Origin of the sequence: Dactylosporangium sp. NPDC000521 (assembly GCF_042898305.1) — a bacterium.
GTDB lineage: Bacteria > Actinomycetota > Actinomycetes > Mycobacteriales > Micromonosporaceae > Dactylosporangium.
This window is the reverse complement of the sequence record NZ_JBIAYW010000018.1, coordinates 131,029-145,171: the sequence shown is the minus strand read 5'-3', so window position 1 is coordinate 145,171 and position 14,143 is coordinate 131,029. Positions and strand designations below refer to the sequence as shown.

The 14,143-nt window shown below is 73.4% G+C and carries 13 protein-coding genes; 6 read left to right on the top strand and 7 right to left on the bottom strand.

Annotation, left to right across the window (positions count from 1 at the left end; translation table 11 throughout):
* Positions 1–3 precede the first annotated feature (3 nt).
* Positions 4–819 carry an NAD(P)H-binding protein gene (locus tag ACFY3L_RS41075; RefSeq protein ID WP_389337441.1) on the bottom strand — a complete coding sequence of 272 codons (816 nt, stop codon included), beginning with the start codon at positions 817–819 and terminating at the stop codon, positions 4–6.
* Between the two features lie 226 nt (positions 820–1,045).
* Positions 1,046–1,297 carry a hypothetical protein gene (locus ACFY3L_RS41070; RefSeq protein ID WP_389337438.1) on the bottom strand — a complete coding sequence of 84 codons (252 nt, stop codon included), beginning with the start codon at positions 1,295–1,297 and terminating at the stop codon, positions 1,046–1,048.
* Positions 1,298–1,503: 206 nt separating this feature from the next.
* Here ACFY3L_RS41070 and ACFY3L_RS41065 point away from each other — a divergent pair, with 206 nt between their 5' ends.
* Complete coding sequence (locus ACFY3L_RS41065; protein WP_389337587.1) at positions 1,504–3,060, top strand: alpha-L-arabinofuranosidase B; 1,557 nt, start codon at positions 1,504–1,506, stop codon at positions 3,058–3,060.
* 255 nt (positions 3,061–3,315) lie between these two features.
* Positions 3,316–4,110 (top strand): NAD(P)H-binding protein, encoded by a 795-nt coding sequence (locus ACFY3L_RS41060; protein WP_389337435.1) that lies wholly within the window; start codon positions 3,316–3,318, stop codon positions 4,108–4,110.
* A gap of 37 nt (positions 4,111–4,147) precedes the next feature.
* On the opposite strand, the gene ACFY3L_RS41055 is transcribed toward ACFY3L_RS41060, so the two are convergent.
* Positions 4,148–4,894: a relaxase domain-containing protein gene (locus ACFY3L_RS41055; RefSeq protein ID WP_389337432.1), complete on the bottom strand. Its 747-nt coding sequence runs from the start codon at positions 4,892–4,894 to the stop codon at positions 4,148–4,150.
* 36 nt (positions 4,895–4,930) lie between these two features.
* Positions 4,931–5,137 carry a hypothetical protein gene (locus ACFY3L_RS41050; RefSeq protein WP_389337429.1) on the bottom strand — a complete coding sequence of 69 codons (207 nt, stop codon included), beginning with the start codon at positions 5,135–5,137 and terminating at the stop codon, positions 4,931–4,933.
* 110 nt (positions 5,138–5,247) lie between these two features.
* On the opposite strand from ACFY3L_RS41050, the gene ACFY3L_RS41045 reads away from it, so the two are divergent.
* Positions 5,248–6,159 carry an ornithine cyclodeaminase family protein gene (locus ACFY3L_RS41045; protein ID WP_389337426.1) on the top strand — a complete coding sequence of 304 codons (912 nt, stop codon included), beginning with the start codon at positions 5,248–5,250 and terminating at the stop codon, positions 6,157–6,159.
* Here the strand turns inward: ACFY3L_RS41045 and ACFY3L_RS41040 are convergent.
* The gene (locus ACFY3L_RS41040) at positions 6,128–7,231 is read right to left on the bottom strand and encodes a pyridoxal-phosphate dependent enzyme (protein WP_389337423.1); all 1,104 of its coding nucleotides are present in this window, start codon (positions 7,229–7,231) and stop codon (positions 6,128–6,130) included. The genes ACFY3L_RS41045 and ACFY3L_RS41040 overlap by 32 nt on opposite strands.
* Positions 7,228–8,373: a M20 aminoacylase family protein gene (locus tag ACFY3L_RS41035; protein ID WP_389337420.1), complete on the bottom strand. Its 1,146-nt coding sequence runs from the start codon at positions 8,371–8,373 to the stop codon at positions 7,228–7,230. The genes ACFY3L_RS41040 and ACFY3L_RS41035 overlap by 4 nt, the downstream gene beginning before the upstream one ends.
* Before the next feature lie 88 nt (positions 8,374–8,461).
* On the opposite strand from ACFY3L_RS41035, the gene ACFY3L_RS41030 reads away from it, so the two are divergent.
* On the top strand, positions 8,462–9,358 hold the full coding sequence (locus tag ACFY3L_RS41030) for a LysR substrate-binding domain-containing protein (RefSeq protein ID WP_389337417.1): 897 nt from the start codon (positions 8,462–8,464) through the stop codon (positions 9,356–9,358).
* Between the two features lie 112 nt (positions 9,359–9,470).
* On the opposite strand, the gene ACFY3L_RS41025 is transcribed toward ACFY3L_RS41030, so the two are convergent.
* On the bottom strand, positions 9,471–10,964 hold the full coding sequence (locus ACFY3L_RS41025; protein WP_389337414.1) for a GAF domain-containing protein: 1,494 nt from the start codon (positions 10,962–10,964) through the stop codon (positions 9,471–9,473).
* 304 nt (positions 10,965–11,268) lie between these two features.
* On the opposite strand from ACFY3L_RS41025, the gene ACFY3L_RS41020 reads away from it, so the two are divergent.
* Together ACFY3L_RS41020 and ACFY3L_RS41015 are read left to right on the top strand one after the other, a co-directional pair.
* Positions 11,269–13,683, top strand: coding sequence for a LuxR C-terminal-related transcriptional regulator (locus tag ACFY3L_RS41020; RefSeq protein WP_389337411.1), 2,415 nt, complete (start codon positions 11,269–11,271; stop codon positions 13,681–13,683).
* Positions 13,684–13,749: 66 nt separating this feature from the next.
* Entirely contained in the window at positions 13,750–14,022 is a 273-nt protein-coding gene (locus ACFY3L_RS41015) for a GlsB/YeaQ/YmgE family stress response membrane protein (RefSeq protein ID WP_389337408.1), read from the top strand.
* Positions 14,023–14,143: the final 121 nt, after the last annotated feature.

Sequence of the window (14,143 nt, the reverse complement as noted above, 5' to 3'; positions counted from 1 at the left end):
CCGTCAGGCGGGACCGGCGCCGAGCGCGGCGGCGGCGGCCTGGCGGAGGGTGGTGGGCGGGCGGCCGAGGAGGTGCTCGAGGTCGGGGGTCTGGCGTTCGAGCAGGCCGGCCTTGGCGAGGTGCATGAGGAAGCCGATCGGGCCGGGCACGTCGTCGGCGGGGACGGCGTCGACCTGGCGGCCGGTCAGGTTCGTCAGGGTCGCCGCGAGCTGCTGGAACGTCCACAGTGGACCGGTGAGGTCGTAGGCCTTGCCGAGGTGCGCGTCGTCCACCAGTACGGACGCCGCCGCCGCTGCGAGGTCGGACCGGGGTGCGGTGTTGAGGGCGCGGCCGCCGGTGCCGTCGGCCAGGGTGACCGTGTCGCGGAGGGCCGGGTTGACGAACGCCTCCGTGTAGAAGGGGTTGCGCAGGATGGTGGACCGCAGGCCGCTGTCGGCGATCGCGCGTTCGGTGGCGTGGTGGGCGGCGTTGAGGCCGTCGCCGGAGCGGTCGGCGCCGAGGAAGCTGGTGTACGCGACGGCCCGCACGCCGCTCGCGACGGCCGCGTCAAGCGCGTTGAGGTGCTGGCGGGTCCGCCGGTCGGAGTCGAGCTCGGGGGAGGAGATGAGCAGCAGCCGGTCCGCGCCCTGGAACGCGGCGCGCAGCGAGCTGGGGTCGTCGTAGTCACCGTGGCGGACGTCGACGCCGCGGGCGGCGAGGTCGGCACAGCGCGCGGGGTCGCGGACCGCGGCGGCGACCGGCAGCGCGGGATGGTCGGTGAGCAGGTGGTCGATGACGAGCCGGCCGAGCGCGCCGTTCGCGGCGCTGATGATGATCACGCGGCTAGGCAACACCGGCGCCCGCCCCGGCGCCAGCGAATTTCCAGGCCCGGGTGCCCCGGCGGCTCCCACCGCACGCCGGGGCACGTCTGGCCGGGGTGCGGCTACAGGCCGAGTCGGCCTGCGCCGGTGCCCGCGGTGACGATGGACTTCACCGAGTTCGCGGTGTCCTGGGTGTACGGGTAGGGGATGGCCGGTCGCGGGTGATGTTCCAGGACGCGGTGATCTAGTCGGACGCGAGGCGGATGTCGACGAGGCCGTCGTAGGCGTCGGACAGCGTGTTGTGGTCGATCCAGATGTGGTGGGAGCCGTCCTGGACGTTGATGGCGTCGTCGCTGGACCCGGTGAGGTTCAGGTTCCGGATGATGACGTTGCTGACGCCGGACATGGTGATGCCGCCGCCGCGCAGCCCGGAGCCGGTCGCCAGCGCGGCCCCGCGGCGCGCTGCCCTGCGGCGGAGGGATCTGAAGGTAGCCACGCCTCGTAGATGTCATCGAGGCCGCTCGAATAACACGTTTCGGTGACTCGGAAGTTTCACGACCGGGGATGTTTGCGCTCACCTGATCTGTCGAAGCTGGTCTAGGTGTGAAGATCGATGTACTTGACATCATTGATGTGAGCGATAACATCGCCTGGCGCTGACCGTCCGCCGCGTGTCAGCGACCACTGACGGAAGGGGTCATGATGACTCTACGACCGACCCGGCGGCGCCTGCGCCGCGCCGCCCTCGCCGGAGCGTTCGCCGGGGCCCTGCTCGCCGGCGTCCTCGTCGCCGGCGCCGGCACCTCCCAGGCGGCGACCACCGGACCATGCGACATCTACGCCTCCGGCGGCACCCCGTGCGTCGCGGCGCACAGCACCACCCGGGCGCTCTACGGCACGTACAGCGGCCCGCTGTACCAGGTCCGCCGCGCCTCCGACAACACCACCAGAGACATCGCGCCGGTCAGTGCCGGCAGCTACGCCAACGCCGCCACGCAGGACAGCTTCTGCGCCGGCACGTCGTGCCTGATCACGATCATCTACGACCAGACGGGTCGCAACAACCGCCTCACGCAGGCGCCGCCCGGTGGCTTCAACGGCCCCGCGGCGGGCGGCTACGACAACCTCGCCAACGCCACGGCCGCGCCGGTCACCGTCGGCGGGCACAAGGTGTACGGCGTCTTCGTCGCGCCCGGCACCGGGTACCGCAACAACGCCACCAACGGCGTGGCCAAGGGCGACCAGCCGGAGGGCATGTACGCCATCTTCGACGGCACCCACTACAACGGCGGCTGCTGCTTCGACTACGGCAACGCCGAGACCAACAGCCGCGACAACGGCAACGGCACCATGGAGGCCATCTACTTCGGCAGCAACAAGGTCTGGGGCTACGGCGCCGGCAACGGCCCGTGGATCATGGCAGACCTGGAGAACGGCCTGTTCTCCGGCGTGAACCAGCGCTACAACGCCGGCGACCCCAGCATCAGCCACCGGTTCCTCACCGCGATCGTCAAGGGCGAGCCCAACCACTGGGCCATCCGCGGCGGCAACGCGCAGTCCGGCAGCCTCGGCACCTTCTACAACGGTGCCCGGCCGAACGTCGCCGGCTACAACCCGATGAAGAAGGAGGGCGCCATCATCCTCGGCATCGGCGGCGACAACAGCGTCGGCGCCGCCGGCACCTTCTACGAGGGCGTCATGACGTCCGGCTACCCGTCGGACGCGACGGAGAACGCGGTGCAGGCCAACATCGTCGCCGCCGGCTACGGCACGTCCGGCTCGACCGGCGGCCCGGCGGTCGGCTCGAACGTGTCGCTGCGCGCCACCACCGCGTGCTGCACCACCCGGTACATCAGCCACTCCGGCGCGACCGTCTCCACCCAGGTCGTCAGCGCCTCCAGCTCCGCCACCGACAAGAGCAACGCGTCGTTCACGGTCCGCGCCGGCCTCGCCAACAGCGCCTGCGTCTCCTTCGAGGCGCGCAACGCCGCCGGCAGCTATCTGCGGCACCAGAACTACCAGTTGTACCTGCACGCCAACGACGGCTCGGCGCTGTTCGCCTCCGACGCCACGTTCTGCCCGCAGACGGGCCGCAACGGGCAGGGCAACTCGTTCGCGTCGGCGAACTTCCCGGACCGGTTCATCCGGCACTACAGCAACAACGTGTACATCGCCAGCAACGGCGGCTCGAACGCCTGGGACGCGACCGGGCTGTGGGCCGACGACGTCAGCTGGATCCCCGACCCGGCGTGGGCGTGATGGGGAAGCGACTGGTCACGCTCGCGGCGGTCGTGTCGCTGATGGGGGTGGTGTACGCGCTGCCGCCGGCGTCGGCCGCGACGGTCGGGTCCGCCCCGGGTGCCGCCGCGCCCTCGTATCCGATGCCGGCACGGCCGCCAGCTCCACGACCGGCAATGTGTACCTGCTCGACTTCCCGGGAACCCGAGACGACCGGACATGCATCCGCGAGCCTCACCCATGGAACACCGCCAGTCGGCGCGCTGAGATGAGTGCATGACAACGTTTGTTCTCGGCGGCACCGGCAAGACGGGACGCCGCGTCGCGCAACGCCTGCGCGACGCCGGCGTCCCGGTCCGGATCGGCTCCCGCTCCGCCCGGCGGCCCTTCGACTGGACCGACCCGCAGACGTGGGCGCCGGCCCTGGAGGGGGTCAGCAGCGTGTACGTGTCGTTCCAGCCGGACCTCGCGGTGCCCGGCGCGCCGCAGGCCATCCAGGCGTTCACCGACCTCGCCGTCGCCTCCGGCGTCACCCGCCTCGTGCTGCTGTCCGGCCGCGGCGAGGACGAGGCGGCGGTGTCCGAGGAGATCGTGCGGTCCGCCGGCGTCGAGTCGACGGTCCTGCGCTCCAGCTGGTTCAACCAGAACTTCAGCGAGGACTACCTCCTGGAGCCGGTCCTCGCCGGCGAGGTCGCACTACCCGTCGGCGACGTCCCAGAGCCGTTCGTCGACGCCGACGACATCGCCGACGTCGCGGTCGCGGCGCTCACCGAAGAGGGCCACGACGGCCAGGTGTACGAGCTGACCGGCCCGCGCCTGCTCACCTTCGCCGACGCGGTCGCCGAGATCGCCGCCGCGACCGGCCGCGACATCACGTTCGTCCAGGTGCCGGCCGCCGACTACGCGGCGCAGCTGCCGCCGGAGCTCGCCGACCTGCTGATGTACCTGTTCGCGACCGTGCTCGACGGCCGCAACGCCCACCTGACCGAGGACGTGCGGCTCATCCTCGGCCGGGAGCCCCGGGACTTCGCCGACTACGCGAAGGAGACCGCCCACACGTGGACCGCGTGAGCGGCCGTCGATGGTTTCCGGGCCTGCGTAGGACGGGTCAGGACGCGCCGGCGGCGCAGCCGGTGTTGCTCCAGTACGCCTCGTCGTCGAGGAGCGCCGCGGGCACGCCGTCGAGCTCGAAGACGTGGCCGGTGCCGTCGAAGGCGGTGTTCCGGACCTGGTAGCCCAGCATGCTCAGCCGGTGGGCGAGGTCGGCGCCGGCGACGGCGTCGCACTCGCGCTGGACGTCCTCGTCGGCGAGGGCCGGCTCGTGCGGCGCGATCAGCGACCCGTCGCCGTCCTGCACCGCGAACAGGCAGCCATGGACGTGCAGGACCGGCGGGACGGCGCCGCCGGCGGAGGACCGGGTGCCGACCGCGTGCAGCACCAGCGCGGCGACGAACGACCGGGGCATCTGTGCACCGCCGGCCAGCGGCGCGATCCGCGTCAGGTGCGTCAGCAGGGTGTGGCCGCTTGCCTGCACGGCCTGCTCGATGCCGGCCCGCCCGTCTTCGCCGAGCAACGACCAGGCGACCGACACCGAACGCGGCGCCATGAACACCAGGTCGTAGAAGACCGGCTTGCGCAGCACCCGTGCCGACGTGGTGGCATGCCGCCCCTCGAGGACCGCGACCAGATCCCGCACGCGGACCTCGACGCCGGGACCGAGCCCCAGCTGCCGCAGCGCGTCACCCGCCCCGACCCACGTGCTCGCCGGCGGGCCGTCGCCGAACGCCCGGGGCGACAGCCCGTCGTCCAGGAGCCGCCCGGCGAAGGCGTCAGCGGTGACCTGATCTTCGATCAAGGTGTGCCCCTTCCGTCGATGCGATCACCGACAGGACTACCACATGACGGCGAGCGACGCCGCAGCGGAGCGGGCGGCCCGCCGCAACGCGAAGACGTCCGCGCCGACCGCCGCTGGTGTGGGCAGGTCCGGGGTCGGCAGTGCGATCACCTGCCGCAGCACCGGCGAGCGCGACACCCGGGTCCCGGACCGGGAACTTCTTACAGTTCCCACGAAGGCCGCGGCGCGGTGCGGATGGTTCAAGATGGGGTGGTGATGGCGGCTGGGGTGTCGACGGGGATGGCGTACCGGACGGGTGAGCACACGTTCGTCGTCGACCCCGCCGACCCGCTGGTGCCCGGGTTCGTGCTGCGGTGACCGGCCCGCTGATCCTCGACGCCGACGCCGTGCGGGACGCGTGCGGGCCGGCCGAGGCCGTCGCCGCGGTCACCGCCGCGCTGCGGGCCGGGCTCGACCCGGCCGCCGACCCACCGCGGCACGCCGTCACCGTGCGGGCGGGCCAGGTCCTGCTCATGCCGTCGGAGGCGACCGGCACGCACGCGGGCATCAAGGTGGCGACCGTCGCGCCCGGCAACCCGGCCCGCGGGCTGCCCCGCGTCCAGGCGTCCTACCTGCTGTTCGACGCCGAGTCGCTGAGCCTAGTCGCGGTGCTGGACGGCACGGCGCTGACGACGCTGCGCACGCCGGCGGTGTCCGTCGCCGCCGTCCTGCCGCGGCTGCGGGCGATGCCGGATCCGTTGCGGGTGGCCGTGTTCGGGGGCGGGCCGCAGGCGCGCGGGCACGCCGAAACGCTCGCCGCGGTGCTCCCTCTCGCGACCGTCACGCACCTCGTCCGCAGCCGGGCAGGCGACCGGCCGGCCGATGACGTGCTGCGCGAGGCGGACGTCGTCGTCTGCGCCACGACCGCGCGGACGCCGCTCTTCGACGCCGGCCTGATCCGTGACACGGCGACCGTCATCGCCGTCGGCTCGCACGAGCCCGACGCCCGCGAGGTGCCGTCCGAGCTGTGCGCCCGCGCGACGGTCGTCGTCGAGGACGCCGCCACCGCCCTGCGCGAGGCCGGCGACGTCGGCATGGCCGTACACGAGCGGAAACTGCGACCCGAGGACCTGATCCCGATGCGTGACGTCGTCACCGGCCGCGCCCACCCGCCGGCCGACCGGCCGCTGCTGTTCAAGAGCGTCGGCATGGCCTGGCAGGACCTCGTCACCGCCGAGGCCGTCCTGGCCGCCGTCAATGCGCGTTCGCGGCGCGGCCCTCGGTGACGAGCAGGACGACGGTGCTGTCCGGCGCGACCCGCAGTGACCGCAGCGCGGCGAGGGCCGCGGCGCCGCAGGGGCCGGCGTCGACGCCGTGGGCGGACAGGTCGCGCATCGCATCGGCGGCCTGGGCGTCGGTGACGGTGGTGCACGCGTCGAGGCCGTTGCGGATGTACGGCCATGCGAGGCTCGACACGGTGCCGCAGTTGAGCCCGGCCATGCTGGTCGTGCCGGTCGCGACGGTCACCGGGTGGCCGGCGGCGACGCTCGCCAGGACGCACGCGGCGGAGTCCGGCTCGACGCTCACCACCGCCGTGCCGGGTGGGGCGGTGCGGCCGCGGTAGTGGGTGAGCGCGGCCTGCAGCAGGGAGCCGACGCCGGCGGGGACGACGACCAGGTCCGGACGGACGGGCAGCTCCGCGAACAGGGTGGAGTACCCGTCGACGATCCACCCCGGCACGTCCTCGTAGCCGTCCCACGCCATGTCCTGGACGAGCAGCCGGTCCTCGCCGTTCTGGACGAACGGCCGATTCTCGCCGTCCTGGGCGAGCGGCCGGTCCTCGCTGTCCTGGACGAGCAGCCGGTCCTCGCCGTTCTTGACGAACGGTCCGTCCTTGCCGGTGGAGGCGGCGGCGGCCGCGACGGCGGTGTCGTAGTCGCCGGGGACGTGGGCGACGTCGGCGCCCTCGTCGCGGATCGCCCGCACCGCCGCCGGGTGCACGCCGTCGGGCACGTAGACGGCGGCGCGGTGGCCGAACTGGCGGGCGAACCGGGCGACGGCGCGGCCGTGGTTGCCGTCCGTCGCGGTGACGATCGTGGCCTGCCCCGCACCGCCCCATGATCGCAGCGCCCGGTGGATGGCCCAGGACGCGCCGAGCGCCTTGAACGCGGGCAGCCCTAGCCGCGTCGACTCGTCCTTGGCGTAGAGCCTGGCGACGCCGAGCACGGCGGCCAGCTCGGGCAGCTCGGTCAGCGGGGTCGGGGCGTACCCGGGAAGCCGCCGGTGAAATTCCAGCACCTCGGCGGGGGCGGGGTCGCAGCGCCAGCCCGGGTCGCGGAGCGGGTTCGCGGTCGTCATGTGGTGGCGCCGGGCAGCGCGGTGCGGACCAGGTTGACGTAGTACGCGACGCCGGTGCTCAGGACGTCGTCGTTGAAGTCGTAGTCGGCGCTGTGCAGCGACGGGCCGTCGGCGCCGTTGCCGAGCAGCGCGAAGCAGCCCGGCACCTGGTTGCTGAACGCGCCGAAGTCCTCGCTGGCGGTCCACGGCGGGGTGTCGCCGTCGACGCGGTCCGCGCCCACGGTGAGCCGGGCCGCGGTCAGCGCGGTCGCCACGGCGGCGGGGTCGTTGACGGTCGGCTCGAACTCGTGCGTGTACGTGACCTCGGCCGTCGCGCCGTGCGCGGCGCAGATCCCGTCGGCGAGCTGCCGGATGCGCTGCTCCAGCGTCGCCTGTACGGGCGGCGTGAAGCTGCGCGTGTCGCCCCGGATGACCGCCTGGGAGGGGATCGCGTTGCGGGCCCCGTCGGTGGTGATCTCCGTGCACGACACGACGGCCGGGTCGGTCGGGTCGACGTTGCGCGCCACGATCGTCTGCAGCGCCAGGACGAGCTGGGCCGCGACCACGATCGGGTCGACCACCATCTGCGGCCGGGCCGCGTGCCCGCCCCGCCCGGCGATGCGGATCTCGAAGTTGTCCTCGCTGGCCATCAGCCCGCCGACCCGGGTGGCGAGGCCGCCGGCGGGGTGCCCCGGCATGTTGTGCAGGCCGAAGATCGCGTCGACGGGGAACCGCTCGAACAGCCCGTCGGCGATCATCGCCTTCGCGCCGCGGCCGTGCTCCTCGTCGGGCTGGAACACGAAGTGCACGGCCCCTTCCAGCTCGGCCTCCGCCAGCGACCGGGCGGCGCCGAGGAGCATCGCCATGTGCCCGTCGTGCCCGCAGGCGTGCATGACGCCGTCGTGCCGGGAGCGGTACGGGCGCTCGCCGCGTTCGTGCAGCGGAATACCGTCCATGTCGGCCCGCAGCGCGATCGCGCCGCCGCCCGTGCCGCGTCGCAGCGTGGCGACCAGCCCGGTGCCGCCGACGCCGCGGGTGACCTCGAGGCCCATCGCGTCCAGCGCGGCCGCCAGGTAGTCGCCGGTGCGGTGCTCCTGGAAGCCGAGCTCCGGAATGCCGTGCAGGTCGTGCCGCCACTGCCGCAGTTGCGCGTTGAACTCCACTCGTTCAGCATCGGCGTCGCGTGACACGTCCGTCCAGCGGATGGTTCCGAGGAGTATCGTTCGGTTTTGTCGACGGTTGGGGGGCGGGGTGCTCGATCTGCGCCGGCTCAGGCTGCTCCGCGAGCTCGCCCACCGCGGCACGCTCGCCGCGGTCGCCTCCGCCTTGTCCTACAGCCCGTCGACGGTGTCGCAGCAGCTGTCACAGCTGGAGGCCGAGACCGGCGCGGTGCTGCTGGAGCACGTCGGGCGCAGGGTCAGGCTCACGCCGCAGGCGGAGATCCTGGTCGCCTGCACCGACCGGATCCTCGCGGAGCTGGAGCGCGCTCAGGCCGACATCGCCGCGTCCGCCGCCGTGGCCGCCGGCGCCATCCGTGTCGCCGCGTTCCAGACGGCCGCGCTCGCCCTCCTCCCACCGGCGATCACTGCGCTCGGCCGCAGCCACCCGCAGCTGCGCGTACACCTGACGCAGGCCGAGCCCGAAGCGGCCATCCCGGCGCTGCTCGCCCGCGACTTCGACCTGGTCATCGTGGAGGAGTACCCGGACAGCCCACAGCCACCGGCCGCCGGCATCGACGTCGCGCCGCTGTGCGCCGACCCGATCAGGCTGGCGCACCCGCGGGCCGTCCGCACGCCGCAGAACCAGGCGGCGCTCGCCGCCCTCGCCGGTCACCCGTGGGTGATGGAGCCCGCGGGGACGGCGGCGAGGACGTGGGCGGTCGCCGTCTGCCGCAAGGCCGGCTTCGAGCCCGACGTGCGCTACGAGAGCAGCGACCTGCTGCTGCACGTCCGCCTCGTCGAGGCCGGCCACGCCGCCGCGTTCCTGCCCGACCTCACCTGGCGGGGCCGCCGCCCCACCGTCCCGACCCGCCCCCTGCCGAAACCCCAGTCCCACCGCCAACTCTCCACCGCCGTCCGCCAGGGCCACGCCGACCACCCCGCCATCCGCTCCCTCCGCGAGGCTCTCACCACTGCGCTACCCACCTGAGCCCGATCCGCTGCCGCCACCACGTCCACAGCACAGGCTGAAGGTCGAGTCAGCCGACCAGGAACAAGACCGTGTCGTCGCGTGCCCGGGTCGTGCGCACGCCAGGAGGCGCCTACGCGCCGGTGAGGGTGGTGAGCAGGTGGCGGGCGGCGCGGCGGCCGCGGATCAGGGCGTTGCGGCGGTGGGCGAGGACCGGGCTGGGCGCGGTCGGGTGGTGGTGGGAGGCCATGCGGGCGGTGGCGAGCATCAGGTTGACGGTGAAGGGCTCCAGGATGTCGGTGTCGGTGACGCGGTCGCGGAGTTCGCGGCGGGCTTCGGGGTCGTGGGCGGTGGTGAGGTAGAGCGTGGCGAGGTCGAGGCCGGTGAGGTACATGCCGCCGGCGCCGAAGTCGAGCAGGCCGAGCCGGCCGGAGGGCAGCTGCAGGATGTTGTGGGGCACGAGGTTGCCGTGGGCGAAGGTGCGGACGTCGTCGCAGCGTCGCAGGAGGGCGAGGGTGCGGCGGGCGTCGTCGTCGGTGAGGTGCCCGGCGTGGTGGTGTGCGGTGATGCTGCGCTCGTAGTCGACGTGCCAGCGCTGCACGGCGTCGCCGGGTGGCCGCCAGGTGGACAGCAGGGCGGCGGTGTGGATGATCCGGCGGACCTGCTCGATGCCGAGATCGCTGACGGTGTCCGGGCCGGCGCGGAGCGGGTCGCCGATGGCGCGGGTGAGGATGAGGACGCGGTCGTCGTCGCTCCAGCGGTATGCGCCTACGACGACGGGCGGCCGGTGGCGGTCGAACGCCCGGGCCACGTCGATGTGGCGGTGCAGGCTGCGGCGTGCCGCGCTGGTGTCGACGAGACGGACACCGACGGCGACGGGTTCGCCGTGCAGCCGCGCGGAGCTGACCAGGAACGTCGCCGTGGTGCGCAGCGGCGGCCGGCCGTCGAACACCAGGCCGCTGGGCAGTCCTGCGGTCGACCACAGCCCGCCGCTGCCGGGCGCGCGTGCCGGGACGTCCTGACCGGTGTCGCTGTCGCCGCCGGGGAGGTCGGAACGCTCGTCCGGCAGCGGCGGGCGGTGCGTCGCCGTGGCGTGGGAGAGCGCGTGCAGGGCCGCGCTGCAGTCGGTCGCCAGGGCGTCGAGGTCGGCGAGCTCCTCTGAGGTCCACTCCCTGGGCTGGTTGTCGATGGCGCACAGGACGCCGACGACCTGCCCGTCGCGGGAGGTGAGCGGGGTGCCCGCGTAGGCCACGACGCCGAGGTCGCGGATCGCGTCGTTGGTGTGCAGCAGCGGATGACGGCGGGCGTCGCGCACGACGAGATGGTCGTTGGTGCCGACGACGTACTGGCAGAACGAGTGCGTCAGCGCTGTCTGGCGGCTGTGTTGCCACAGCTCGGGGAGCCCGGCCGCGCCCGGGAAGATCTGGCGGTCCACCTCGATGAGCACCACCAGCGCGACCGGCGTGTGGAGCTTGGCACGGACCTGCTCGGCGATCGTGTCGAACCGGCGGTGCGGCGCGTCGCTCAGCCCCGTCGCCGCGACGGCCCGAAGCCGGGCGCGGTCCCGGATCATCGCGGCGGACCGGACCGGGTCGATCGTCGGCGGAAGGAACCACTGATCAGTCATTGCGGGTCCTTCCTGCACACCGTTCGACCCTTCGATCATCGGAGCGCGGGGGCGTGCCCGCACGTCCGGGAAGTGCGACGCGGTGGGCGGTCACCGGATGGCGCGATGATCCTGGGTGGTCCACACTGAACTACTTACACTCTGCGACTGGAATGGACACCCGCGGCAACGTCGGGCATCGTCGATGCACTGATGTCGTCGCGGCCGTGTGGTCAACCGTGGGGGTGGATACCGAAATGTCGATGCGAGCGTGGCCGGCACTCACAGGTGTCCTGCCACGCGGTGCCGGGTTGATCGGCCCGAAGTGCCCGGTTGGCTCGCGGTGCTGGCGCGGCTGACGGCCGGCGACGCGGGTCCGCTCCCGCCGCCAGGACTGCTGCCGCGGGTGCGGCTGCACAGGATCCTCACCAGGTTCACCACCGGCAGTCAGCCAATCGGCACAGTGTACGCCCCTGCGGGGTCCGGAAAGACCACCGTGCTGCTGGACTGGATCGCGGCGTCCGCCGCGGGGCGTGGCATCGTGTACATCGACCTCGCCCGCTGCGACCAGCAACGATGGTGGCGCGCGAACCAGCGGCCCGCACCGTGGTGGCCCGCTGATGCGGCCACCGCCGGCGAACTCCGCTCAGCACTGCGCGCCGTTTGCGACCCTGCCGACGCATCGCCGGCGATCGTGGTGCTGGACGGCACCGAGACCGTCACCGGCGCCACCTTCAGCCGGCAGCTCCACGGCCTCGCCGCAGGGCCCGGACCGCTGCGGATCATCCTCGTCGGCCGGTGCGCCCCCGCCGGCGAGGGGCCCGGCACGCCCGCGCCCCACCCGATCCTCAGCGATGCCCACCTGATGTTCACCGATCGTGAGACCGCCGAACTGTGCGCCCGCCGTGGCCTGCCCGTCTCGGCCGCTGTCCGCCGGCGGCTGTATGCGATCACCGGCGGCTGGCCCGTCGGTCTCGCGATCGCGGCCGACGAGCTCGCTGCCCGCCCGCACGATCCCGAACCGGTGATCGAGCATCTGCTGCACACCGGCGAGGGCCTCGAGGAGTACCTGCACAGCGAGGTCCTGAGCGGCTTCCCGGCGCGATGGCGGGACGCGGTCCGTGACACCAGCGTCGTCGAGTCGGTCAACTCGGCCCTGTTCGAGGCGCTGACCGGCCACGACGACGCCGGCGAGGTCCTCGCCGGCCTCGCCCGCGAGGCGATGTTCGCCGTCCCGATGCACCCCGGCTCGGATTGGTTCCGGTACCGCCGCCTGTGGCGCAGCAGCCTCTACACCACGCTGACCCGCGACGATCCGACCCGGGCACGACACCTGCACCGGACCGCCGCCGCCTGGTACTGCACCCACGACCAGCCGGCCGAGGCCCTGCGGCACGCGCTGGCCGGCCGGGACCGTGACCTCGCCATCGCGATGGCCCGGACGCACCAGGCCGGGATCCGGGCCGCGCAAGGACGGGCCATCGTCACCGCGGCACTGCCACAGCCCTGGTCCGCACTGCGCCACGACGCCGATCTCGCCGCCGCCTTCGACCTGCACGCCGGCCGATCCGGCAGCCGGGTCGCCACCGCGCCGCCGCGGCGACCCGCCGGCACCACTGACCCCGGCACCGACCCCGACAGGCACCTCGACCAGCTCCACCAGGCGCTGGGACGCGGCGAACCCGCGGCCGCCCGAGCGTCGCTGACGCACTACCTCACCGCCGCCGGTGCCGACCCTGGCGGTGGCGTCGCGCTGCGCCACCACGCCGTCATCGACCACCTCGACGGCCGGCTCCACCAGGCCGCCGGCCACGCGGCCACCGCCCGTGCCCACATCCGGCAGCACGGCATCACCGGCTCGCACGACGAAGGCTGGGCGCTGGTGGTCCTCGCCGCGACCGCGGTCCAGCAAGGTCACCTCGACGTCGCCACCCGCCACCTCGACACCCTCGCCATCGAGCTGTGGCAGTCCGACCCGGCGCTGCTCGCCGCCGAGCGACTGCACCACGCCCTCATGCTGCATCAGCGGCACCAGCACACCGCCGCCCTCGCCGGCGTCGAACAGCTCATCGCCGACGACGCCGACACCCTGCTCATACCCCGGTACGCCGCCCGCACCTCGCGCATCGACCTGCTGCTCGCGATCGGGCGCACCGCCGAGGCCGAGCGGCGCTGGGCCGGCGACGCCGATCCTGTCGCTGCGCTCAACCCGGCCGTCGCCGCCATCACCACAGCGAAACTGCTGGTGGCCCGCCCTGCCCCGGACCGCGTCGAGGACCTGCTGCGCCCGGTGCTGCAGGCTCCCGACGTGCCGCTGCACCTCCAGGTCGAGGCGCTGCTCGTGCTCGCCGACCACGCGGCACGCACCGGCGCGCACACCACCGCCGGCCACCTGACCAGGCAGGCGATCACCCTCGCCACACCCGAACGCCTCCAGCACCCGTTCCTGATCACCCGCCGCCGGCACCTGGCCGCCGCGGCCGCCTCACCCACCGCGCAGTCACCCGCACCACCGGCGGACGCGGCGACCCGGCAGCAGGCCACACCGGCGACCTTGACGCACGCGGAACTCGCTGTCCTGCGACTGCTCCCCGGGTTCATGACGGTCACCGAGATCGCCGGCGCACTCCACCTGTCCGTCAACACCGTGAAGTCCCACCTCGCGGCGATCTACCGCAAGCTCGACGTCCACCGCCGCCGCGACGCCATCCGCCGAGGCCACGAACGCGGACTGCTGTGACGGTTTGTAGCTCCTCCGGCCGGGAACTACGCCCTGCAGCGCAACCCCGGAGTCTGGAGGCATCAGATGACTATCGGCGGCATCATCTCCGCGCTCATCATCGGCCTGATCATCGGCGCACTCGGGCGCCTGGTCGTGCCCGGCAGACAGCACATCCCGATCTGGCTGACCATCGTCATCGGCATCGTCGCCGCCCTGATCGGCACCGCCATCGCCGGTGCGATCGGCGTGGCCAACACAGGGGGCGTCGACTGGATCGAGCTCCTCATCCAGGTCGTGCTGGCCGCGGCCGGTGTGTGGCTGGTCGCGGGCCTCTACGGCCGCCGTCAGCTCCATTGACCCGGCGCGGGACTCGACGAGGAACTTCACGAACCGGGCGGGGGGGGGGGGGGCGCGCGGCCGCGGGCCGCCCCGCCCCCCCGCCCCCCCCCCCCGCGGGGGGCCCCCCCGCCGCCCCGGC